Origin of the sequence: Klebsiella sp. GW_Kp181, assembly GCF_040062315.1 — a bacterium.
Lineage (GTDB): Bacteria > Pseudomonadota > Gammaproteobacteria > Enterobacterales > Enterobacteriaceae > Klebsiella > Klebsiella oxytoca.
In genome coordinates, this window is the sequence record NZ_JBEAFR010000049.1 from 13,196 (window position 1) to 37,023 (window position 23,828).

Consider the following 23,828-nt stretch of genomic DNA (forward strand, 5'->3'; position numbering starts at 1 on the left):
CTGCGAGTCAATATCGGCCGCTATCTTAGCAAAATTTCAGCCCGGCTAGCGCCACTCATCATCAATATCCAGCGTCAATTCGCGACTCTCGCCAAGCTTACGGAACCAGCTGGCGGAAGCCTTGGGCCGCCGGGCACGATTATTTTGCAGATCGATTTCAATCAGCCCGTAGCGGTTTTTAAAGGCGTTCATTGGCGAAACGTTATCGGTAAATGCCCATAGCATGTAACCCAGGCAGTTGGCTCCCGCTTCCCGCGCGCGCAGCGTCTGCCAAAGATGCTCGCTGATAAAACGGATCCGGTAGTCGTCGGCGATAGTGCCTTCGCTATTGCGAAACTGCCCTTCGTTTTCCACACCCATGCCGCTTTCCGCCACGAACCACGGAATATTGCGATAGTCCCGTTTGATCCGCATCGCCATATCAAAAATGATTTGCGGATAAATTTCCCAGCCGCGGGAGTTATTCATCCGCCGTCCCGGTAGTTCAAAGGGCTCATAGTAGTAAGCCGGATGGAACGGCGTCTGCGGGTGCCAGGCGCGCGATGGCGCTTTAACGCGATGCGGATAGTAAAGGTTAATCCCCAGCTCATCGACGGTGTTTTCGCGGATAATCGCCAGCTCTTCCGCTCGATAATCCCATGCAACCTCGTGCTGTTCGAGCAGGGCCAGCAGCTCGGGCGGGTATTCGCCGTGGACCAGCGGGTCGAGAAAAATCCGGTTATAGAACAGATCGTAGCGCTCGGCGGCGCGCACGTCATGCGGCGCTGTTGAGCGCGGGTACGTTACCTCCGGGTTAAGAATGCAACCTACCGTGCCGCGATAGCCTTTCTCGCGGAACAGCTGGACCACTTTTGCCGTCGCCAGCACCTTGTGGTGGTTCCACTGCATCCAGGTGCCGGTATTCTGCTCGTAGGGCCAGCGCAGCGCGTCCAGGTAAACGCGGGTCTGCACGACGATCGGCTCATTGAAAGTAAACCAGCGCGTAACCTTGCGGTGATAGCGGGCGAAAACTTTCTCTGCATACTGCACAAACAGCGCAACCACCTTTTTTGACGCCCAACCGCCGTACTGCTCCAGCAGATAGCCGGGGAGTTCATAGTGCTCAAGGCAGATCATCGGCTCGATGCCGTTGGCCAGCAGTTCATCGAACAACTGGTCGTAGTACGTCGCATAGGCTTCATCGACCGTGACGTTTTCATAATCGGTGAGAAAGCGCGACCAGTTTATCGACGTACGGTAGTGGGTGAGCCCGGCCAGCTTCATCAACTGCACATCTTCGCGGAAGCGGTTGATAAAATCCGTCGCCACAGCCGGACCGTAGCCGTTATGCCAGACGTGACGGTCGTTCTTGTACCAGAGATCGGGCCAGGAATCCTGACCCTCTTGCTTGCCGCTCCAGCCCTCGGTTTGCCACGCCGAAGCGGCGGCGCCGAGGATAAAGTCGCGGGGAATGGCCATCTTTACTGTCGTCATGGTGTCCTCATGCATTTTCGCTGGCTTGCGCGTTGTCCGCCTGACGCTGGGCGTTTTCCGCGCGACGGGAAGCAATTTTGACAAACGGCAGGTAGATAAGCACCGCGGTCAGGATGCAGATAAGCTGCGTCACCACCGCGCCCATCGAGCCCGCCGTTGACAGCCAGGCGTTGATCAGCGGCGGCGTGGTCCAGGGCATCATCACCACCGCTTTACCGGCAAAACCGGCGGCAGTCGCGAAGTAGCCGATGCTGCCGGTTACCAGCGGCGTAATAATAAAGGGGATCGCGAGGATCGGATTGAGCATGATCGGCATCCCGAAAATGACCGGTTCGTTGATATTGAACAGGCCCGGTCCAATCGACAGCTTGGCGATCTCTTTCATCTCTTTGCGTTTAGTGGCAATCATCACCGCAATCAGCAGACCAATCGTCAGTCCCGATCCGCCAATGCTCATATAGACATCCCAGAACGGCATGGTGATGATATTCGGCACTTCTTTGCCCTGCTCAAAGGCGCTCATATTGACGGTAATGGCTCCCAGCAGCAGCGGTTCGCGGATCGGTTTGATCATCTGATTACCGTGAATGCCGATAACCCAGAACAGCTGCGCGACAAACATCAGCAGCAGGATCCCCGGCAGGCTTTGCACCACCCGCTCCAGCGGCTGCTGCACCACCTGATAGACCGCGTCATACAGATACATGCCGGTCGCCTGATGAAAAATAAAGCCAAAGGTGGCAATCACCGTGGTGGTGATAATGGCCGGGATCAGCGCGGAAAATGATGCCGATACGTTGGGCGGCACGGTATCCGGCATCTTAATCTTCAGCCCCTTACGGCCCTCCAGCCAGCAGTAGATCTCCACCGACAGAATAGCGATAAACATGCCAAGGAACAGGCTGCGGGTATCGGAGAACTGGCGCAGCAGGACATCCTTCACTTCATGCATTTGCCCGTCGACCATCATCTCGACGGTGGTCGGCGTGACGCAGATAAAGCAGATCACCGCCAGCAGTCCGGGGAACAGGCTCTTAATGCCGTTAATCCGCCCCAGCTCAATGCCAATAAGGAACACCGCGCCAATATTGAGAAAGTTAAGGGTGGCGTAGTTGATCGCGCTGGTAATAGGTTTGAGCGCCGCCAGAAAAGAGAGCGCCTGAAAGCTGGCGAGGCCGTTTTTTGGATCCAGCACCATATTGGAGATCAGCACCGAAAAGGCGCCAACGATGATCACCGGCATCAGGGTAATAAAGGCGGATTTTATCGCCATGATGTAGCGGTAGCTGTTGAATTTCGTGGCGAAACTCCCCAGTGAGTCGATCAGTTTGTCCTGCAATGCCATAGAGGATACCTCAGTTTTAAGGGCTTTTAGCGCACCAGGTGTACAGCCAAACACCTATTGGCATACCAAAAAATAGCCACTGGTGAGAATAAGTTCTGTGATTAAGCTCCCAACTCGTTTATTGGTATTCCAGAAAGGCGGAAATTGGCATACCGCATTTACAGTTTTATTTTCCGCGCGATCAATTCCTGTAAAAGCGTGATCGCGATAGTTTTTTGCGCCGCCATCAAGCCATATCCCCCTGAATGTCTGTGATAAACTGCGGGTTACCACGTGATATCAGGAATCGGATGAATGGCTACAATGCTGGATGTCTCAATTCGCGCAGGCGTCTCTAAAGCGACGGTTTCCCGCGTGTTGAACGGCACGGGTCAGGTGAAAGAGAGCACCCGCCAACAGGTTTTTAAGGCGATGGAAGAGCTGGGCTATCGGCCTAATTTTCTCGCCCGCTCGCTGGCGAACCGCACCAGCAACAGTATCGGACTGGTGGTTTCTACCTTTGACGGCTTCTATTTTGGCCGCCTGCTGCAGCAGGCTTCCCGCCAGACGGAAGCCTGGGGTAAACAGCTGATCGTTACCGACGGCCACGATGCGCCGGAACGTGAAGAAGAGGCGGTGCAGATGCTGGCCGACCGCCAGTGCGATGCTATCGTGCTTTACACCCGCCATATGAGCGAAAAGAAAATCATGTCGCTGATTGAATCCATCGACATGCCGCTGGTGGTGATTAACCGTGATGTAAGCCAGGCGAGAGAGCGCTGCGTGTTTTTCGAACAGCAGGATGCAGCGTTTCAGGCGGTGGAATATCTGATAACCCAGGGCCATCGCGATATCGCCTGTATTACCGTGCCGATGCACACGCCGACGGGTAAAGCTCGCCTGGAAGGCTATCGTAACGCGCTGAAAAAGCACGGTATTAAGTGGGATCCGGCGAAAGTGAAATACGGCGACTCCACTATGAGCCGCGGCTATGAACTCTGCTGCGAGCTGCTGGAAGAGAAAACGCCGTTTAGCGCGCTGTTTTCCTGTAACGATGATATGGCGCTGGGCGCTTCGAAGGCGCTGCACCAGGCAGGGCTGCGGATCCCGCAGGATATTTCGCTGTTTGGCTTTGATGACGCGCCGAGCGCTAAATGGCTGGAACCGGGGCTATCGACGGTCTATCTGCCGATCGATAACATGATCACTACCGCTATCGATCAGGCGATCAAGCTGGCTAACGGTCAGCCGATCGAAACCATACCGCCGTTTACCGGCAAACTGGTGCTGCGCGAGTCGGTCACCACCGGGCCGTATTACGCATAATTAGCGGGCCCGATAAGCAAAGCGCCATCGGGCAGCGCCTTACAGCTGCTCGAGCGCCAGCAGCTCTTCGATAGTCTGACGGCGGCGGATCAACCGCGCTTTACCGTTGTCGAACAGCACTTCCGGCAGTAGCGGACGACTATTGTAGTTTGAGGACATCGACGCGCCGTAAGCGCCGGTATCGTGCAGCACCAGATAATCGCCCGGCACCACCGCAGGCAGCAGGCGGGTCTCCACTTTCCCTCCCTCCTGCTGGGTAAAGACATCGCCCGATTCGCACAGCGGCCCGGCCACCACGGTTTCAATCTCCGCTGCGGCGCTCAGATCGCGGCCGTCCGCGGCCAGAGCGGTAATATGGTGATAGCTGCCGTACATCGCCGGACGCATCAAATCATTAAAACCGGCGTCAATCAGCACGAAGTGGCGGCTGCCCATCTCTTTTACGCTGCGAACCTGAGAAACCAGCACGCCGGATTCCGCCACCAGGAAGCGACCCGGTTCGATCTCAAGCGCGACCGGATGGCCCAGGTGTTTAGCGACCTGTTCACGCGCCGCGTTCCACAGGCCGAAATAGTGATCGGTATCGATCGCCTCTTCGCCTTCGCGGTAAGGGATCGACAGCCCGCCGCCGGCGGAGATCGCCTGCAGATCCTGACCGAATTCGACAACCTGACGCACCATCGCGCCGCAGACCTGCTCCAGGTGGCCGTAGTCTACGCCGGAGCCGATATGCATATGAATTCCCACCAGCTGTAGCTGATAACGACGCATCACTTCCAGCGCCGCCGTTAAATGACTGTGCCAGATGCCGTGCTTGCTGTTTTCGCCGCCGGTATTGGTTTTTTGGCTATGACCGTGACCGAACCCCGGGTTAACCCGCAACCAGACGCGATGGCCCGGTGAAACTTCGCCCAGCTGGCTCAGCATATCAATTGAGCCGGCGTTGACCGGGATCTGCAGTTCTTTCACCCGCGCCAGGGTTGCATCGTCGATCAGATCAGCGGTAAAGACGATATCTTCCGGATGCTGATGCGGATCGTATCCGGCAGCCAGCGCGCGCTCGATCTCGCCCAACGACACCGAATCCACCTTCACGCCCTGCTCGCGCATCAGGCGAAGGATGTGGATATTCGAGCAGGCCTTCTGCGCAAAACGCACTACGTCGAACTTGCTCAACTGAGCAATCTGGCGGCGGATAATTTGCGCGTCGTAGACCCAAACCGGGCAGCCGAACTCGGCGGGCAAACGCAGCAGATTGTCTGCGTTCAGGTCGGTATCGGTGGCGTAAAGCGAGTGTGGCATAAAGAACTCCGGTGCTGTGTGTGCGTTATCTCTGTTTTTTTACGATTACGCCACAGCGCGTGGGGAATAAAAAATATCGTTTTATTGCCAGTCTATGCAAAAATGATATGGCTTGCGTTACTTAAGGAACACTCATGCCCGCCGTTAATCTGCGTCATATTGAAATCTTCCATGCCGTCATGACCACCGGCAATCTGACCGAGGCCGCAAGAATGCTGCATACCTCGCAGCCGACCGTCAGCCGCGAGCTGGCGCGTTTTGAAAAGGTGCTGGGATTAACGCTGTTCGCCCGCGCCCGCGGCCGTCTGCAGCCAACGGTTCAGGGTTTACGCCTGTTTGAAGAGGTGCAGCGCTCCTGGTACGGCCTGGACAGAATCGTCAGCGCTGCGGAAAGCCTGCGCGAGTTCCGCCAGGGCGAACTGTCGGTCGCCTGTCTGCCGGTATTTTCCCAATCATTCCTACCTCTACTGCTGGAGCCTTTTTTGACGCGCTACCCGGAGGTCAGCCTGCAAATCGTCCCGCAGGAGTCGCCGCTGCTGGAGGAGTGGCTTTCCGCCCAGCGCCACGATCTGGGATTGACGGAGACCCTGCATACTCCCGCCGGAACCGAGCGTACGCCCCTGTTGACCCTGAATGAAGTGTGCGTATTGCCGCAGGGCCATCCGCTTGCCGCTAAGCAAGTATTAACGCCTGCAGACTTTAATGGTGAAAACTATATTAGCCTGTCGCGCACCGACAGCTACCGTCAGCTGCTCGATGCACTGTTTCATGAACATCAGGTGAAACGGCGGATGGTGGTGGAAACGCACAGCGCCGCCTCCATTTGCGCTATGGTGCGCGCCGGAGTCGGTATTTCAGTGGTTAACCCGCTCACCGCGCTCGATTATGCCGGGAACGGCGTGGTGGTCCGACGCTTTAGCATTGAAGTGCCTTTTACCGTAAGCCTGGTTCGCCCGCTCCACCGCCCGGGATCCGCGCTGGTCGACGCTTTTTGCGATCATTTATTAAATGAAATACCCAGCGTCAGGTCCTCATTGGAAAGCCTGATGAATAATTAAGTCGATTTAAGAATAATCATGGCTGTTGTTTAATAACATCAACATAGAGACTTAATATATTCACGACATCATAATAACTCAGCATATCAATATATGTCTGAAGCTTATTCATGATACTCATCAAAATTCACTTTTATTCAACGCATGAAAAATCCTAAAAACGGTGATTACACCTGACCTTTGGACTTAATTTATATAAAACAATCATGCAATATCCTCTATGAATATGCTTTAACTGAACATATATCATTCATTGAAAATATTTTTTCCAATGCCAAACGACAACTCACCCCACTCATTCTATCTCGCTATTTTTAAATCATTACTTAACGGAAGGTTAAGTAAAATTAACTTCATCAATATGAATTCAATATATATATTTTGTTTCACGAAATGTTTTTAACATTTAAAACAGCATTTTTATGTATCAGCATTTTACTTATCTGACGGAAAAGTAGGCATCTTATTAATAAAAACAGGGAGTTATAACATGAATGTAAAATTGAACCTCTGTGCGCTCTTATTAGCATGCCTCGCACCAATAAGTTACGCCAATATGTCCGTCTACCCGATGTCCGTTGATATGAACAATCAAGGTGAAGGCAATGTCCGTGTGATTTCACGAACCAACGATGTTCAGTTTATCAAAACGACTATTGTCAAAATTTCCGATGCTGGTACAGCAAAAGAAAGGGAAAACGAAATTAAAACCGGCGATCCCAATGCGATTGTGGTGATGCCGCCAAAATTCGCGCTCCCGGCAGGCGCCAGTAAAATGGTGCGACTGGTGTCGATGGAGCCCGCCCAGCAAGAGACCACTTATCGCGTTAAATTTGAAGCCGTTTCGCAACTTGATGACCCTCTGGAAGGAACGAAAGGCACCAAAACGCAGCTCAACATTAATCTCATCTGGGGGGTTCTGGTAAGCGTTCCGCCAGAGCATCCCGAACTGAAAATGAGCTTACAGCCGGGTGGGGAAATTACCAATAACGGTAACCAGCGTTTTAAAATTTTAAAAATTGGCCTGTGCAAGAAAGCACAGGCGGATAAAGAGTGCGCATGGCAAGACGTAGGGCGAAATCTTTACCCTACTGCCCATTTTGCACCAAAGAACATATTGAATTACGACCGCGTCGTTATTCAATATTGGAACTGGATTGATAAGACCAGGAAATCTCAAAGCTTCTCAATTCATTAATCTTCATTCATTACATGGAATATAAGTAAATGAAAGCAGCAATTTCTAAATCTTTACTTGCTTTGGCAATGGTATCCGTAATGGGTTCTGCTATGGCAGTACAAAAAGATATTACCGTAACTGCAAACGTTGACGCTGCCCTGGATATGACTCAGGTCGACAACTCTGCGCTGCCGAAAAACGTTGATATGCAGTATATCCCGGGCACCGGCCTGGTACCGTATCAGCTGCAGACCAAAATCTGGGCAAACGACACCGCGAAAGATGTCATGATGCAGCTGACCAGCGATGCAGTACTGGTTAACAGCCTGGGCGGTTCAACCGTTCCGATGGAAGTTACCTGGGGCGGCGAAAAGCTTTCAACTACCCCAGCGACGATGAAAGCGACCGAACTGTTCCCGAATCCGGATACTGCTCTGCAGACCGGTTCTGTTGCTAAAACCCTGCAGATCGCTCAGGCAACTCAGGAACCTCTGGCGACTGGCACCTACCAGGGCGTAGTCAGCATCTATCTGTACCAGGCAACAACGGCTCCAGTTACTCAGTAATTAAAAGCGTAATGAACCGAAGAAACCTCTTCGGTTCATTTATATTATTTCAGGGACGAAGATTGAGTAATGAAAAGATCAATTCTTGGACTATTAATATTTTCCATACTCAATGTTGCAAATGCACGTACCGAGAAAATTCCTCCAGGATTTGAAATTATCGTACTCGGACAACAGGAATACCTGGACGTCTACCTCGCGGGACGTAATCTGGGTAAATATTTTGCCACCGTTAGCCTTGATACCGTTAAGTTCGATCAACCGCAAAAAATCATCGCCGCCATGGGCCTTGACAACGATCCTGCGCGTCTTAAAGCGATTACAGCAAAACTCAGCCAGCCCCTTGAGCGCCACGGCGAACTGGCATGCAGCGTCATTAACCACAGCACGGGTTGCGGCTATCTGACCACCAAAGATGTCGCGCTGATTTATAACGACGAACAAAACTCCGTCTCTTTGTTTCTTAATAAAGACTGGTATCCCGAAAGCGGGAAGGAGACGCTCTATCGCCCCCCAACCCAGGACGATAACGTGGTTAATGCCTTTGTCCACCAGCAAGATATTAACGTCTCCATTCAGGATGACTACAAATCGGCCTGGTTGCAGGGTACCGGCGCGCTGGGCGTTACGGACAACAGTTACATCGGCGCTTACTGGAGCCTGAACGGTAACGAAAGCGATGGCGAAACCGAAACGGACGCTGACGTCAGCGAACTCTACTATCGCTACGACCTTCTGCAGAGATTTTATGTTCAGGGCGGGCGAATGGACAGCCGGAGCCTGTACAATCTCAACGGTGGTAACTTTAATTTCTCATTCTTACCGTTGGATACCTTTGACGGTATCCGCGCAGGTTCTACGCTAAGCTACTTAAACCAGGAGCAAGCCAGTCAGGGGACGCCCGTCACCATACTGCTTTCCCGCAGCTCACGCGTGGATGCTTACCGCGACAATCAACTGCTCGGTTCATTTTACCTGAACGGCGGCAATCAGAAGCTGGATACATCCTCCTTCCCCTCAGGAAGTTATACGTTACAGCTAAAGATTTATGAAAGTAACCAGCTGGCGCGTACTGAAGTCGTGCCATTTACCAAAACCGGCGACATGACAGATGGCCATATTCAATGGTTTATTCAGGCCGGTAAGCTGGCCGAGAGCACCAGCACATCACAAAACGACAACAATGATGGCGCGACGTCTGCGCAAGCGGGGATCCGTATCCCCGTCACTCCCCATATTGAACTGACGGGCGGCGTCGCCTCTGTCGATAACAACTTCTCGGCGGAGATTAACAGTCACGTCATCCCGGCTCTCGGCGACTTTGGCGATCTGGATTTACAGAACGGCTTTTTCTATAACGACCAGGGCGGCCGCGGTAATATGCAGCAGTTAAACTGGCATATTCCACAATGGCCGGCACTTAGCGTGTACCGGAAGGATACCAGCGGAGGTCAATGTTCCGGCGATAGCGATGCCAAAGACTACGATCTCAACTGCTTTGAAAGCGTCAACGTCGGCCTGACGCAGAATGCATGGGACTGGAATATCTCCCTAAACTGGAACCGTACCCGTAATCACGCGAACTATCATACTCGCTGGGATAACAGCGAAGATTTTGCGAATAACTATTTCAGCCAGGCCGATGGCAATAGCACATCTGACAGCGTGCAGCTGAGCGCTACGCGCTCCTTCAGCCTGACAAACTGGATTGTAAATACCAGCCTTGGCGTCTTCTCCCGCAACGACAGCTCCAGCAGCGGTAATGATAACGGCGCTTATCTGATGTTTACGTTTAGCGAAACGCCGCGCCAGGACAACAACGCCCGCAGCCGGTCCACTACAATCGGCGTTGACTATCGAACCAGCAAGGATAGTAGCGATCGGACGTCGTGGAATCTGTCACGTACCTGGTATGATGATAATGTGAATCATCGGGAAGCGGGCTTCAGCCTGAGCGGAATTAACACCGATACGCTGGACAGCGGAATCAACGGACGCCTCGACAGTTTGTACGGCAACTTCAGCGCTTATTTGTCCGACAGTTACAATATTGAGGACCATACCCACACAACCGCCTTTACCGGTAGCTACAGCTCGACCCTGGCGGTCAGTCGCCATGGCGTACAGATCGGTCGCTCGGGGAACGGCGATCCTTCCGCTGCGGTTCTGGTTGCAGTGAAAAAAGTGAATGACGAAGACGCCGATGAGCTATCCGTCGATGCTTCAGCAAACGGTAGCCGGGCCAGCCTGACGGGGCAGGAGTCCGTATTGTTCCCCTATACGGGTTATGAATCGGGCTACCTCGAGGTCAACGACAGTTCCCGTAAAAATCAGTCCGGCACCACCAACCTGATCACAGGCTCCGGGAGACAGGATTTGATGCTACTTCCCGGGAAGCTGCGATATCGCGAGATCTCCGCCAGCTTTAGCTACAACTACATCGGCCGTTTAGTGATCCCCGACACGGTTAAACGCTTCCCGGTCATCGGGCTAAACAGCACGATGCTGCTGATGGCGGAAGATGGCGGATTTACCCTGGAGATGCCGGGCTCGGCGCGAGACTTATATGTACTTGCCGGCTCGACTTACCTCAAGTGCCCGCTCACCGTGGTCAAAAAGCGCGCCAGCATTCGCTATGCCGGAAGTATCGTCTGTACCATCGTTAATTACGAGAGATTGCCGTCACAGGTTCAGGTACAGGCTCAGCTAAAACAATCGCTACGCAAGCAGGCGCTGGAAACTGCCCAAAGGGAGAGTACTGAATGAAATTAGTCCCATTTTTAGCGCTCTGCGGATGGATGATTAGCGGCGCTGCAGCGGCATTGACACCCGTTGGCCCGACTCCGACAGTCTCGACGCTGCAGGATTATGAAATCCCTTCCGGCGCGCCAGCCGACATCTATTTATGGAGCCAGGACTATGCCGGTACCTATGGATATTACGACGGCGGCGGCACCTATACCTGTCAGTTTAACGATGTACAGCAAACCTGCAGTCATCAAAAGAATAGCTCAACGATTACGATGATCCTGAAAGAAAAGCGCAGCGGCATGACGCATCCTGTGAAATTACAGGCCTATATGGATCAGCTGTATTATAACCAAGCAGACCCAACGCAATCAAAAATCTGCGGCTCTACATTACCGTTGAATAGCGCAGTTTATACTAGCTGCTACACCAGCACTTCAGGTTACAAAACTAACGCCAGGTTGCTTACCGTCTGGCTTCCGCAGAGCGAAATGAACAATCTTCCGATCGGCGGGATATGGGAAGGCCAGCTAAAGCTAAAATATGCTACATATAGCCGTAACCTGAACTACAGCGCAAATATCACCCTAAAGGGGAAAGCGCCCTCCCGACAGGACATCTTTTTCCCGGAATTTAACGGTGCGAATCCACTGGTGCAGCTTGATCTGCACCCTACCGGTTCCGTGACCGGTAATAACCTGGTGGAAGATATCACCACGCTGGATATGTGCCTTTATGATGGTTTTAACTCCAACAGCGACAGTATGACGCTGTCCTTCAGAGATGAGGGAAAAGGCGGGTCGGCGCGAAAAAGCGGCGAGTTCTCCATCTATAACACCGCATACTCCGGGACCGGTCAGGGCGAGCGGATAGACTACCGGGTAGAAATGTTTAACCCCCATACCCACAGCTGGATGACAATGAAAAATTCAGAAACAGTGAAGATCTCGGCGGGCGCTAACGGTCAGGATCAGGTGCGTCCGGTACGTCTGCCGTCAATCACCTATCCGGTACTCTGCGCTCCGACGCCGCTGCGGCTGATCGTCAGCAAATTTAGTGTGTCGCAAAAATCAGCCGGATATTATAAAGGTAAACTGACCGTTGAATTTAGCCCAAGCCTGAACAGCATCTGATTTTAGATTTCAATTCAATCACCTCCTCTCTCAAGCAAGAGGAGGTGATGATTTCATATATGAATCAGGAGAGCATAAACTCCACCGCGTCCGCCGCATGAATCGCTGTGGTATCAAACACCGGCAGCGGGCTGCTCTCTTCCGGCACCAGCAGGCCGATTTCGGTGCAGCCAAAAATGACCCCTTCCGCCCCCTGCTCCGCCAGAGCGTCAATGACCTGCAGATAGTAGTCGCGTGAATGCGCGTTAAAGACGCCGAGGCACAGTTCATCAAAAATGATCTGGTTAATCCGCGTGCGATCTTCAGCTTCCGGAATCAGCGTATCAATAGCAAACTGCTGCTGCAGGCGGCCGCGATAAAAATCCTGTTCCATGGTATAGCGCGTGCCTAATAGCGCAACGCGGCACTGGCCCTTTGCGATAATCGCTCGTCCGGTAGCGTCGGCAATATGCAAAAACGGCACGTCGCAGCGCGTTTCTATCGCCTGCGCGACTTTATGCATGGTGTTGGTACACAGGACGATCCCTTCGGCGCCCGCCTGCTGCAGGCCGAAGGCCGCCTGCGCGAGGATCTCGCCCGCGCGTTCCCAGTCGCCGTTTGACTGACAGGCTTCAATTTCGTGGAAATCGACGCTGTGCAACAGCAGGCTGGCAGAGTGCAGACCGCCGAGGCGTGCTTTAATACCTTCATTTATCAACCGGTAGTAAGGAATCGTTGATTCCCAGCTCATACCGCCTAACAGACCAATCGTTTTCATCATCCCTCCTTGTGTGAGTTTTTCAGTAGAACAAAGTTGTGATCGACTTTCCACTTCTCCCGACGATCGTTTCCTTTTTCAGGATTATGGGATAGATTAAATGAAACATTGTTTCAATTAATCACAGGACCATCGGATGTTTATTTTTCATAAAGAGACCACCCTTGAAGATCTGGGTAATGGCGTCACGCGCCGCATTCTTGCGCACGATGGCAAAATGATGGCGGTTGAAGTGAACTTCGAACAAGGCGCCATTGGGCCGATGCATAACCACCCACATGAACAGCTTACCTACGTGCTCTCAGGCGAGTTCGAGTTCACCATCGGCGATGAAAAGCACGTGGTCAGCGCCGGCGATACGCTCTACAAGAAACCGGAAATTATGCACGGCTGCGTTTGCCTCAAGGCGGGAACGCTGCTGGATACCTTCACCCCTGTGCGTCAGGATTTTCTGCAAAAGTAGCCCTTCATCTCCAGGGCATGCCGCGCATGCCCACCATTTTCTGAACTTTTCCGCTACAAATAATTGTCATAAAGTATGTCGCACCGCAATGATTAGCGTCGCAAGCAATCTCGCCTGACCAGTCTCTCTCCGTCGGACTCTCATCCGTATCTCTGACCTCTCATCTCTGCAAAATGCGCGCTCCAGCACCTTTTTGAAACATCGTTTCGACTTTGATCACATTTCCGCGATCAACCGAATGACTCCGTAATAAATAGCAATAAAATAAAATTAAAACGGCGTTTTACAAAATCAGGACGCCGGGTAAGACAAAATCAAAAAACACATGTTCTTCAGGGATAAGAAGAAAGAAAAGTTTCAACCAATCAACCATCGCCAGGGAAGGATTTACCGCTGACATACCAGGAACGCATTAACTTTCCGGCGGCACGGGCCGCGGGAAAGACAGTAACCCCGAATCCGTATTACAAACTCGTAAGCCAGGTAGGTATGTATGAATGAAAACAAAATGCTGGGATTGGCATGGATATCGCCCTACATCATAGGGTTGATAGTCTTTACCGCCTTTCCCTTTGTTTCATCTTTCTTCCTCAGTTTCACTGAGTACGATTTGATGAGTCCACCGGTGTTTAACGGCATCGAAAACTATCGCTACATGCTGACCGAAGATGGCCTCTTCTGGAAATCCATGGGCGTGACGTTCGCGTATGTCTTTTTAACCATCCCGTTAAAACTGGCTTTCGCTCTGGGGATCGCGTTTGTCCTCAACTTTAAGCTGCGCGGCATCGGTTTTTTCCGTACCGCCTACTACATCCCGTCGATACTCGGTAGCTCGGTGGCGATTGCCGTATTGTGGCGCGCGCTGTTTGCTATCGACGGCCTTCTGAACAGCTTTATCGGCGTGCTCGGCTTCGACCCGGTCAACTGGCTCGGCGAGCCTTCTCTGGCCCTGATGTCCGTTACCTTGCTGCGCGTCTGGCAGTTTGGCTCAGCGATGGTCATCTTCCTTGCGGCGCTGCAGAACGTTCCACAATCACAATATGAAGCGGCGATGATCGATGGCGCTTCAAAATGGCAGATGTTTATGAAGGTCACGGTGCCGCTAATCACACCGGTGATTTTCTTCAACTTCATCATGCAGACTACCCAGGCGTTCCAGGAGTTTACCGGCCCGTACGTCATCACCGGCGGCGGCCCAACCTACTCCACCTATCTGTTCTCGCTCTATATCTACGACACCGCCTTTAAGTACTTCGATATGGGCTACGGTGCGGCGCTGGCATGGGTGCTGTTCCTGGTGGTCGCGGTGTTTGCCGCCATTGCGTTTAAGTCTTCGAAATATTGGGTGTTCTACTCCGCCGATAAGGGAGGCAAAAATGGCTGATATCCAACAAATCACTGAAGCAAGGGACGTCGCTGAACGTGAAGTCGCGCGGACGCTGCGCCGTGAAAAAATAAGCCGCTCGATTCGCTATGTGATCCTGCTGTTCGTCGGCCTGCTGATGCTCTACCCGCTGGTATGGATGTTCTCGGCGTCGTTCAAACCGAACCACGAGATCTTCACCACCCTGAGCCTGTGGCCTGCCCACGCGACCTGGGATGGCTTTATCAACGGCTGGAAAACCGGCACCGAGTACAACTTCGGCCACTACATGCTGAACACCTTTAAGTATGTGATCCCGAAAGTGCTGCTGACCATTATCTCCTCCACCATCGTGGCCTACGGCTTTGCCCGCTTCGAAATCCCGTGGAAGAAATTCTGGTTCGCTACGCTGATCACCACCATGCTCCTGCCGAGCACCGTACTGCTGATCCCGCAGTATCTGATGTTCCGTGAAATGGGCATGCTGAACAGCTATCTGCCGCTGTACCTGCCGCTGGCCTTCGCCACTCAGGGGTTCTTCGTCTTCATGCTGATTCAGTTCCTGCGCGGCGTTCCGCGCGACATGGAAGAAGCGGCGCAGATTGACGGCTGCAACTCCATTCAGGTGCTGTGGTACGTGGTGGTGCCAATTCTGAAACCGGCGATTATCTCGGTGGCGCTGTTCCAGTTCATGTGGTCCATGAACGACTTTATCGGTCCGCTGATTTACGTCTACAGCGTGGATAAATACCCCATCGCGCTGGCGCTGAAAATGTCCATCGACGTCACGGAAGGCGCTCCGTGGAACGAAATTCTGGCAATGGCGAGTATCTCCATTCTGCCGTCCATCATCGTGTTCTTCCTGGCACAACGCTACTTCGTACAGGGCGTTACCAGCAGCGGAATTAAAGGTTAAGAGGGAAATATCATGGCTGAAGTTATTTTCAACAAACTGGAAAAGGTCTACTCCAACGGCTTCAAGGCGGTACATGGTATCGATCTGAAAATCGCGGACGGCGAGTTTATGGTTATCGTTGGGCCGTCCGGCTGCGCCAAATCGACTACCCTGCGCATGCTGGCTGGTCTGGAAACTATCAGCGGCGGCGAAGTGCGGATCGGCGAAAAAATCGTAAATAATCTCGCGCCAAAAGCGCGCGGCATTGCGATGGTGTTCCAGAACTACGCGCTCTATCCGCATATGACGGTGCGCGAGAACCTCGCCTTCGGTCTGAAGCTGAGCAAGCTGCCAAAAGACCAGATTGAGGCCCAGGTAAACGAAGCGGCGAAAATCCTTGAGCTGGAAGAACTGCTGGACCGCCTGCCGCGTCAGCTCTCCGGCGGTCAGGCACAGCGCGTAGCGGTTGGCCGCGCGATTGTGAAAAAGCCAGATGTATTCCTGTTCGATGAACCGCTCTCTAACCTTGACGCCAAGCTGCGCGCCTCAATGCGTATTCGTATTTCCGACCTGCATAAGCAGCTGAAAAAATCCGGTAAACCGGCGACCACCGTCTACGTCACCCACGATCAGACCGAGGCGATGACCATGGGCGACCGCATCTGCGTGATGAAGCTGGGCCATATCATGCAGGTGGATACCCCGGACAACCTCTATCACAAGCCGAAAAACATGTTTGTGGCCGGGTTTATCGGCGCGCCGGAGATGAATATTCGTCCCAGCCAGCTGGTTGAGCAAGCGGGTCGCCTGCATCTGACCGTTGGCGACGGGCTGCTGCCGCTAAATGACCGACTGCAGAGCAAGGTCGACACCCATAAGAACCAGCAGGTGTTCTTTGGCGTGCGTCCGGAATTTGTCTCCATCTCCGATGAACCGTTTGCTGAAGGCTCCTGCCCGGGCGAGATGGTGCGCGTGGAAAACATGGGCCATGAATTCTTCGTCTACCTGAAGGTGGCCGATTATGAACTGACCGCCCGCGTGCCTTCAGATGAAGCGAAGCCAATGATTGAGAAAGGACTTCATCGCACGGTGCATTTCAAATTCGATCTCAACAAGTGTCATATCTTTGACGCCAAAACTGAACAGAACATCTCTCTGTGAACCCTGGAGTATTAAAATGAAAAAAGTGCTTTTAAGCGCCGCAATCTCCGCCACTTTGGGCCTTACCGCGTTGCCTTCTATGGCAAAGGATGTCGACCTGCGTATGTCATGGTGGGGCGGCAACGGCCGTCACCAGGTGACCCTCAAGGCGCTGGAAGAGTTTCATAAACAAAACCCGGATATCAACGTTAAAGCGGAATATACCGGCTGGGACGGCCATCTTTCGCGCCTGACCACGCAAATCGCCGGCGGCACCGAGCCGGACGTGATGCAAACTAACTGGAACTGGCTGCCAATCTTTTCGAAAAACGGCGAAGGCTTCTACGATCTCAACAAGATGAAGGACGTGATCGACCTGAGCCAGTTTGATGCCAAAGAGCTGCAAACCACCACGGTAGACGGCAAGCTTAACGGTATACCTATTTCCGTGACCGCGCGCGTCTTCTATTTTAACGATGAAACCTGGAAAAAAGCGGGCGTCGAGTACCCGAAAACCTGGGACGAGCTGATGGCGGCGGGTAAAACCTTTGAGAGCAAGCTGGGCAAACAGTATTACCCGGTCGTGCTGGAGCACCAGGACACTCTGGCGCTGCTCAATTCATATATGATTCAGAAGTACAACCAGCCGGCTATCGATGAAAAAACCAAGAAATTCTCCTACAGCAAAGAGCAGTGGGTCGAATTCTTCCAGATGTATAAAAAGCTTATCGACAGCCACGTGATGCCGGACACCAAGTACTATGCCTCGTTCGGTAAGAGCAACATGTATGAAATGAAGCCGTGGATTCAGGGCGAGTGGGCGGGGACCTATATGTGGAACTCCACTATTAACAAATACTCCGACAACCTGAAGCCGCCAGCGAAGCTGGAGCTGGGCAGCTATCCGATGCTGCCGGGCGCTACCGACGCAGGTCTGTTCTTTAAACCTGCGCAGATGCTCTCCATTGGTAAATCCACCAAAAATCCGGAAGCGGCGGCGAAGGTGATCAACTTCCTGCTGAACAGTAAAGAAGGGGTTGAGACGCTGGGTCTTGAGCGCGGCGTGCCGCTGAGCAAAGTGGCGGTGCAATACCTGACCGAAAACGGCGCGATCAAAGAGGACGATCCGGCGGTATCGGGCCTGCGCCTGGCGCAGTCCCTGCCGGCCAAACTCTCGGTGTCGCCGTACTTTGATGACCCGCAGATCGTCGCCCAGTTCGGCACCTCTCTGCAGTACATCGACTACGGGCAGAAAACCGTGGAAGAGACGGCAATTGACTTCCAGCGTCAGTCTGACCGCATCCTGCGCCGCGCGATGCGCTAATTGCCTGTTATCGGAACCTACCCCGCAGCTCCGGCTGCGGGGTATTTTTTTAGCAAGGAGTGAAGTGAATCATGAAAGGCAAAATCATCCCGCTGAGCTTTCTGCACACGCAGGACAGCGAAACCGGTCACCAGGTGATCCGGATGACGCCACCGCATGTTATCTGCCATCGCAACTATTTCTATCAAAAATGCTTTACCCGGGATGGCGGTAAGCTGATTTTCGGCGGCGCGTTTGAAGGCCACTGGAACTACTATTTACTCGATATCGCCGGCCAGCAGGCGACCCAGCTCACCGACGGGCCGGGCGATAACACCTTTGGCGGTTTCCTTTCCGCCGACGACCGGTCGCTGTGGTATGTGAAAAACAACCAGCAGCTGCGCCGCGTGGATCTGGTCTCGCTGGAGGAACAGGTCGTATATCAGGTGGATGACCAATGGGTAGCCTACGGGACCTGGGTCGCCAACAGCGATTGCAGTCAGATGGTCGGAATCGAAATCAAAAAAAGCGACTGGCAGCCGTTGACCGACTGGGGCAAGTTCCGCGCATTCTACTTCACCGAGCCGGAGTGCCGGTTGATTAATATCGATCTGCGCAGCGGCGAACAGCGCGTGGTATTGCAGGAAAAACGCTGGCTCGGCCACCCGATTTACCGCCCGTTTGACGACAGCACCATCGCCTTCTGCCATGAAGGTCCGCGCGATGCTATCGATGCCAGAATGTGGCTTATCAACGCTGACGGCAGCAACATGCGCAAGGTTCGCCAGCACCAGCCGGGTGAGAGCTTTACGCACGAATTCTGGGTACCGGATGGCTCCGCGCTTTACTATGTCGCGCATCAGGAAAACGATCCGCATCGCTATCTGTATCGCGCCGACCCGGCAACGCTGGAAAATCGCCAGTTGATGGCGATTCCTCCGTGTTCGCATCTGATGAGCAATCACGATGGCAGCCTGGTGGTCGGCGACGGCGCGCCGCACAGCACCGGCGATATCCAGCTTAACGATCCGTTTATTTGGGTGTTTGATATTGCCGCCGATAGGCAGACCGCCGTGTGCCGCCACGACTCTACGTGGAAAGTGATTGAGGGCGAGCGCCAGGCGACGCATCCGCATCCGTCGTTTTCACCGGATAACCGCTGGGTGCTGTTTACCTCCGATAAAGAGGGTATGCCCGCGCTGTATCTGGCGGAGGTGTAGTGATTCGGCAACGTCCCGGCTCGCGCGGTGCTTAGCCGGGCTACCGCCGTCAGCGATCCCGCTGCCCGGATAGATACACAAGCGTCGATTCCGGGAAATTATGCCACTCTGCGCGCTGCTCCCGGGGGCGGCGCAAAGCGCCTGCCCGGGCTACAGGTCAACAGCCCTCTGCGATCCCGTAGCCCGGACAGATGCGCAGCATCGCCTCCGGGAAACCTTATCCATTGCAGGCTCCGATTCTCTCCCCGGGGGCGGCGCAAAGCGCCTGCCCGGGCTACAGGTTAACAGCCCTCTGCGATCCCGTAGCCCGGGTAAGGCGTTTACGCCGCGACCCGGGAAGATGTCAGAAGAAATATTTAAATCGCACCCGCGCGCCGTAGCGTTCATCGGTATTACCGCTTTTCGCCGCCGATGAATCGAGCCATGACGCATAGGCCCCGAGATAAATATTAAAGTTCGGCATATCCATAATATTCGGCAGCTGCCAGGAAGTATGAATAGTATGGATGTCGTAGCGCCCCGGCGTCAGAATCGCGCAGTCGCCATCGCACTCCGCGCTCACGCCGGAAAGATTAAACTGGTCGATTTTGTTATGCGCATAGATATAGCCCAGCTCCACGCGATGCCATAAAGCGTTGATACCGGCGCTGAAATCCTTTTCATCCGCCGCGTCCAGATACGCGGTGCTCAGGTTCACCACCGCTCCGTCCTCGGCATCAGTCTTCAGCGTATTCCAGCTCATGGTCATACCGTAGCCGGTGCGGCTGGACTGATCGACCCAGCGCCCGTTCTGATTCTGATAGCCGTAAGCATTGTTAACGAGGTTACTCTCCATTGCTGCCGCCACCGACCAGGGGCCAGACTGCCAAGACGCCACCGGACGCACGTACACCACGTTTTTACGATTATCGAGCGCGTTGCCGTGATAGTTCTGATCGACAAACAGCGAGCTGCCGTCCTCCACCAGCGTATTCACCTCAAAATACCAGTTATCGATATTTTTACTCAGCAGGAAATTGCCGCCGCTGCTGCTGCGTCCGCGCCCCTCTTTCATCATATAAATATAGCCGTAGCCGTCGCTATACAGATCGTTGGCCGTGTTGCCGGAATATTCAATAAAGGTATCCTGATTAAGCGGGAACATATCGTAGGCTTCAAAACGACCGATTTTAATTTTCCAGTCATCCTGCTGACCGAAGAAAAATGCGGCATCATCAAGATTCATTTTGCCATTCATATCCGCCAGCGGCTGCACGCTGAATCCGGCATATTTACCGTTAGCCCCTTTGCGTAATCCATCAAAGCCCAAAAGAATGCGGCCGTTAATATCCCAGCGTTCTTTATCTCCCGGCGCCCAGTTTTTATTGGCACTGGTTTTCACCGACGTCAGGCTACCGGTACGACTGGCGCCGTCCATATTAAACTCAACGTCGCCATAGAATTTTAATTCACCATAATCATTAAGCTGTAAAGCAGGTTTAGCCGGTGCGGCGCTGGCCACCGTGGCCGCTGGCGTCTCCTGACCTTTCAGCGCGCGGATTTCTGCCTCCGCGCTGGCCGCCCGCTGCTCGGTCGGCTTTAGCCGTTGTTCCATTTGCGCCAGCCGTTCCTCAAGAGATAACGGCGCCTGTGCATTAGCCAGAGGGGTAAATAAAGACGTCAGAACACACCCGACCCAGATTTTATTCATCGGAAAACCCTTTATTATTTAGTTAAATGATATTTTTTATTTTATGGGTAAAGCACGATAATAATAACCCGTCCATCCTCGCAGACGGGTTATTAACGATCATTCGATAATTATTATTCCAGCTGCCACGCTCCTGCTTCAGTTAAATACGCCGAACCGCTCCAGGCAAATAGCGATAATTCACGGCGAGTAGCATCCGGATATATACGGCTACTCAGACAGGCCTCGCCATCATTAACAAACACTTCGACGGAAGAGCTATCGAAAAATACCCTCAGCTTCAGATCGGCCCCCTCGGTCAATGGGACGCTGCGAGTGCCGCACAGGCCATACTGCGGATAATGCCGCTCCAGCACAAGGCGCTGCATCTGCGCATCCACGTAAACGCGCAGACCATCGCCTAAGCTCAGGCCATACTGCTCTGCGTTGCTGCTGGCGCAGTCCCAGTGGAGGATCGCTTCCATCGCCTCGCAGTTTTCCACCATCGTGGTCTGCTGGTTCTTCAGCGTCGTCACCGGCCATGGGAAGCTGGCGCCGCGCATGCTCTCGACCTCTTTCGCCGGACGCATTTGTAGCCGATTATCCGCGCTCAGGCTCAGTTCACGCGGCAGCGAAAGCATGCCCGCCCATCCATCCTGCTGCTCCGGCAACGGCGATTCCCACATATCCAGCCAGCCGATGACAATGCGGCGGCCGTCGGGAGTGAGGAAGCTTTGCGGGGCATAAAAATCATGCCCGTGATCCATTTCCACAAACGCCCCCTCGCGCACAAACGCCTGTCCCGGCTGCCATTCACCGAGCAGATAACCGCTCTGGAACAGGTTGCGGTTTTGATAGCCTTTAGCCGCCAGCCCCTGCGGAGAGAACATCAGAATATGCTTGCCGTTGAGGGCGAAGAAGTCCGGGCATTCCCACATGTAGCCCATCTCTTTTTCCGCCTCGTCGAGGACGCCGGCATCCTGCCACTGGCGCAGGTCGGCTGAACGATACAGCCGCACCTGGCCGGTATCGCCATCGCGAGCGCCGACGATCATGTACCAGCTGTCCCCTTCTCGCCACACTTTCGGGTCGCGGAAATGGTGCATACCCGGCGGGGTGTCGACCACAATCCCCTGACGTTCGAAGTGAATGCCGTCGCGACTGGTCGCCAGACACTGCACCTGATAAAGATTGGCTTCGTCGCTCGGGTCGCCGTGGAATTTGTGCCCGGTATAAATCAGCGCCAGCGTATCGCCATCCACCACCGCCGAGCCGGAGAAGCAGCCGTCTTTATCCTCCGGGCCTTCCGGGGCCAGCGCCACCGGCAGATGCTCCCAGTGCACCAGATCCTTGCTGCGCGCGTGGCCCCAGTGCATCGGCCCCCATTTGGTAGAGTACGGATGGTGCTGGTAAAACGCGTGATACCAGCCGTCAAACCAGACCAGGCCATTAGGATCGTTGATCCAGCCCGCGCGGGCGGCCAGGTGGTAGCGCGGATACCAGCGCAGGTTCAGCTTTTCATGTTTAGCCTGCAGTTCTTGCTCAGCCCGGGAAATGGAATAGGTCATATTCATTACTCTTTTGATTCAGATAGCGGAAGTTTGCGGCATCAGCGGGTCCGCAGAGGACTTGCTTGAACGCAACAAGAAGATGGAGATAAAGGTGGTGCAGAACACCAGCAGTCCCATAATCAGATAGGACTGGGCGAAGCCGTATTTCTCATAGCTATAGCCCGCCAGCGGCGACAGGACGGTGGCGATAACCGAGCTGGTGCAGGCAAAGCCGACCAGGTAGAGCGTGGATGAAAGACGCTTATCGAAGTTTAAACTGTTGTATTTAAAGATGGAGACCAGCAGCACCGGCAGTTCGACCGCGTGCAGCAGTTTCGTGATGGAGATTAGCAGCGGCCCTTCCACCAGTCCGGAAGCCACCATCCGCATGGCCATCACCATCCCGGCGAAGATCAGGCCGTTTTTCGCACCAATACGGTTAACCAGCCACGGCGCGCAGAACATACCGGCGGCCTCCAGGAACACCTGGAACGAGTTCAGATAGCCGTACATCTCATTACCTTCCTGCAGCGTCGGAAACTGGGAGGAGAAGTAGACCGGGAACTGCTGGTCATATACGCCGTAAATACAGGTGCCAATCACGAAGAAGACCAGCGCCCAAAAGCGCGGCAGGGTCAGCAGACGCAGAGCATCTTCCAGCGTCACTTTACCGCCCGATACCGCTTCCTGCATGGCGTGCGGCGCAGAAGAGACCCGCAGGCGCGCCAGGAGAATGAAGAATACCAGGCCAGAGCAGCTGGCGACGGCGAAGTTTAAATGCGGGTTAATGTTGAACAGTAATCCGGCGAAGAACGTCGCCACCGCCCAGCCCAGCGACCCCCACATCCGTGCTTTACCAAATTCAAACTGGCTCTGGCGCGCGACGCGCTCGGTGTAGGACTCCAGCACGCCGATGCCGCCGTTGAAGGTTAATCCAATATAAATCCCGCCGAAAATACTGCCGAGTAACACGTTAATTTTCAGCAGATAGCCAAACACCATATAGGCCGGCCCGGAGAGGATCAGCAGTACGGTAATGTACCAGAGCAGATTTTTCCGCAAGCCGAGCTTGTCCTGAATAAAGCCGTAACACACCTGCGCAAAAAGCGCGGAGACCGAAAGCACCGAAAAGATAATCCCGGTATCCCCCGGCTTAAGGCCCACTTCCTGGTGCAGCCAGATAGAGAGCAGCGAGCCTGAAGATGACCAGGTCACGAAAAAGAAAAACAGTAACGCACTGAGTAACGGATAGCTGTGAGAGTGATGCGCTTTCATCATGACATTCTCATGTTGGAGTAATGCTATTATGGTAACGTTAACAAAAAGCGAAACTCACTTCGTTTTGCTGAGATTCATGA

The 23,828-nt window shown here is 53.6% G+C and carries 19 protein-coding genes; 12 read left to right on the forward strand and 7 right to left on the reverse strand.

The genetic code is table 11. The features are described from left to right. Nucleotides 1-45 precede the first annotated feature (45 nt). Nucleotides 46-1,473, reverse strand: coding sequence for a glycoside hydrolase family 1 protein (locus tag ABLV11_RS10125; RefSeq protein ID WP_348855301.1), 1,428 nt, complete (start codon nucleotides 1,471-1,473; stop codon nucleotides 46-48). Nucleotides 1,474-1,480: 7 nt separating this feature from the next. Beyond that, nucleotides 1,481-2,818: a PTS transporter subunit EIIC gene (locus tag ABLV11_RS10130; RefSeq protein WP_126489513.1), complete on the reverse strand. Its 1,338-nt coding sequence runs from the start codon at nucleotides 2,816-2,818 to the stop codon at nucleotides 1,481-1,483. A 303-nt stretch (nucleotides 2,819-3,121) separates the two neighbouring features. On the opposite strand from ABLV11_RS10130, the gene ABLV11_RS10135 reads away from it, so the two are divergent. Continuing rightward, nucleotides 3,122-4,123: a LacI family DNA-binding transcriptional regulator gene (locus ABLV11_RS10135; RefSeq protein WP_162098332.1), complete on the forward strand. Its 1,002-nt coding sequence runs from the start codon at nucleotides 3,122-3,124 to the stop codon at nucleotides 4,121-4,123. A 39-nt stretch (nucleotides 4,124-4,162) separates the two neighbouring features. On the opposite strand, the gene lysA is transcribed toward ABLV11_RS10135, so the two are convergent. Continuing rightward, nucleotides 4,163-5,425 (reverse strand): diaminopimelate decarboxylase, encoded by a 1,263-nt coding sequence (gene lysA / locus ABLV11_RS10140; RefSeq protein WP_049128655.1) that lies wholly within the window; start codon nucleotides 5,423-5,425, stop codon nucleotides 4,163-4,165. A gap of 134 nt (nucleotides 5,426-5,559) precedes the next feature. Between lysA and ABLV11_RS10145 the strand changes: the two genes are divergently transcribed. The 5 genes from ABLV11_RS10145 to ABLV11_RS10165 all read left to right on the forward strand — a co-directional run bounded on the left by ABLV11_RS10145 (nucleotide 5,560) and on the right by ABLV11_RS10165 (nucleotide 12,110). Then, on the forward strand, nucleotides 5,560-6,483 hold the full coding sequence (locus ABLV11_RS10145) for a LysR family transcriptional regulator (RefSeq protein ID WP_126489514.1): 924 nt from the start codon (nucleotides 5,560-5,562) through the stop codon (nucleotides 6,481-6,483). A 490-nt stretch (nucleotides 6,484-6,973) separates the two neighbouring features. Next, nucleotides 6,974-7,681, forward strand: a complete 708-nt coding sequence (locus tag ABLV11_RS10150; RefSeq protein WP_126489515.1) for a fimbria/pilus periplasmic chaperone — start codon at nucleotides 6,974-6,976, stop codon at nucleotides 7,679-7,681. A gap of 29 nt (nucleotides 7,682-7,710) precedes the next feature. After that, complete coding sequence (locus tag ABLV11_RS10155; protein WP_105889121.1) at nucleotides 7,711-8,229, forward strand: CS1 type fimbrial major subunit; 519 nt, start codon at nucleotides 7,711-7,713, stop codon at nucleotides 8,227-8,229. 69 nt (nucleotides 8,230-8,298) lie between these two features. Then, a complete protein-coding gene (locus ABLV11_RS10160; protein WP_126489516.1) occupies nucleotides 8,299-10,995 on the forward strand; it encodes a TcfC E-set like domain-containing protein in 2,697 nt (898 codons plus the stop codon). Then, nucleotides 10,992-12,110 carry a CfaE/CblD family pilus tip adhesin gene (locus ABLV11_RS10165; RefSeq protein WP_126489517.1) on the forward strand — a complete coding sequence of 373 codons (1,119 nt, stop codon included), beginning with the start codon at nucleotides 10,992-10,994 and terminating at the stop codon, nucleotides 12,108-12,110. Before ABLV11_RS10160 ends, ABLV11_RS10165 begins: the two co-directional genes overlap by 4 nt. A 64-nt stretch (nucleotides 12,111-12,174) precedes the next feature. Here the strand turns inward: ABLV11_RS10165 and ABLV11_RS10170 are convergent, their stop codons facing one another. Then, on the reverse strand, nucleotides 12,175-12,867 hold the full coding sequence (locus ABLV11_RS10170) for an aspartate/glutamate racemase (RefSeq protein ID WP_126489742.1): 693 nt from the start codon (nucleotides 12,865-12,867) through the stop codon (nucleotides 12,175-12,177). A 136-nt stretch (nucleotides 12,868-13,003) separates the two neighbouring features. Here ABLV11_RS10170 and ABLV11_RS10175 point away from each other — a divergent pair, with 136 nt between their 5' ends. The 6 genes from ABLV11_RS10175 (at nucleotide 13,004) to ABLV11_RS10200 (ending at nucleotide 19,251) form a co-directional block, all read left to right on the forward strand. Further along, nucleotides 13,004-13,330 carry a cupin domain-containing protein gene (locus tag ABLV11_RS10175; protein ID WP_004105284.1) on the forward strand — a complete coding sequence of 109 codons (327 nt, stop codon included), beginning with the start codon at nucleotides 13,004-13,006 and terminating at the stop codon, nucleotides 13,328-13,330. 493 nt (nucleotides 13,331-13,823) lie between these two features. After that, on the forward strand, nucleotides 13,824-14,714 hold the full coding sequence (locus tag ABLV11_RS10180) for a sugar ABC transporter permease (protein WP_004115132.1): 891 nt from the start codon (nucleotides 13,824-13,826) through the stop codon (nucleotides 14,712-14,714). Continuing rightward, nucleotides 14,707-15,609: a carbohydrate ABC transporter permease gene (locus ABLV11_RS10185; protein ID WP_004105302.1), complete on the forward strand. Its 903-nt coding sequence runs from the start codon at nucleotides 14,707-14,709 to the stop codon at nucleotides 15,607-15,609. Before ABLV11_RS10180 ends, ABLV11_RS10185 begins: the two co-directional genes overlap by 8 nt. Before the next feature lie 12 nt (nucleotides 15,610-15,621). Beyond that, on the forward strand, nucleotides 15,622-16,749 hold the full coding sequence (locus ABLV11_RS10190; RefSeq protein WP_004105304.1) for an ABC transporter ATP-binding protein: 1,128 nt from the start codon (nucleotides 15,622-15,624) through the stop codon (nucleotides 16,747-16,749). 16 nt (nucleotides 16,750-16,765) lie between these two features. Next, nucleotides 16,766-18,052: an ABC transporter substrate-binding protein gene (locus ABLV11_RS10195; RefSeq protein WP_004105307.1), complete on the forward strand. Its 1,287-nt coding sequence runs from the start codon at nucleotides 16,766-16,768 to the stop codon at nucleotides 18,050-18,052. A gap of 68 nt (nucleotides 18,053-18,120) precedes the next feature. Next, the gene (locus ABLV11_RS10200; RefSeq protein ID WP_172598539.1) at nucleotides 18,121-19,251 is read left to right on the forward strand and encodes an oligogalacturonate lyase family protein; all 1,131 of its coding nucleotides are present in this window, start codon (nucleotides 18,121-18,123) and stop codon (nucleotides 19,249-19,251) included. A gap of 343 nt (nucleotides 19,252-19,594) precedes the next feature. Here ABLV11_RS10200 and ABLV11_RS10205 read toward each other — a convergent pair whose 3' ends face one another. The 3 genes from ABLV11_RS10205 to ABLV11_RS10215 form a co-directional block, all read right to left on the reverse strand. Next, nucleotides 19,595-20,941, reverse strand: coding sequence for a carbohydrate porin (locus ABLV11_RS10205; protein ID WP_348855302.1), 1,347 nt, complete (start codon nucleotides 20,939-20,941; stop codon nucleotides 19,595-19,597). 113 nt (nucleotides 20,942-21,054) lie between these two features. Continuing rightward, the gene (locus ABLV11_RS10210) at nucleotides 21,055-22,488 is read right to left on the reverse strand and encodes a glycoside hydrolase family 32 protein (RefSeq protein ID WP_032729072.1); all 1,434 of its coding nucleotides are present in this window, start codon (nucleotides 22,486-22,488) and stop codon (nucleotides 21,055-21,057) included. An 18-nt stretch (nucleotides 22,489-22,506) separates the two neighbouring features. Next, a complete protein-coding gene (locus ABLV11_RS10215; RefSeq protein WP_004105313.1) occupies nucleotides 22,507-23,748 on the reverse strand; it encodes an MFS transporter in 1,242 nt (413 codons plus the stop codon). Nucleotides 23,749-23,828: the final 80 nt, after the last annotated feature.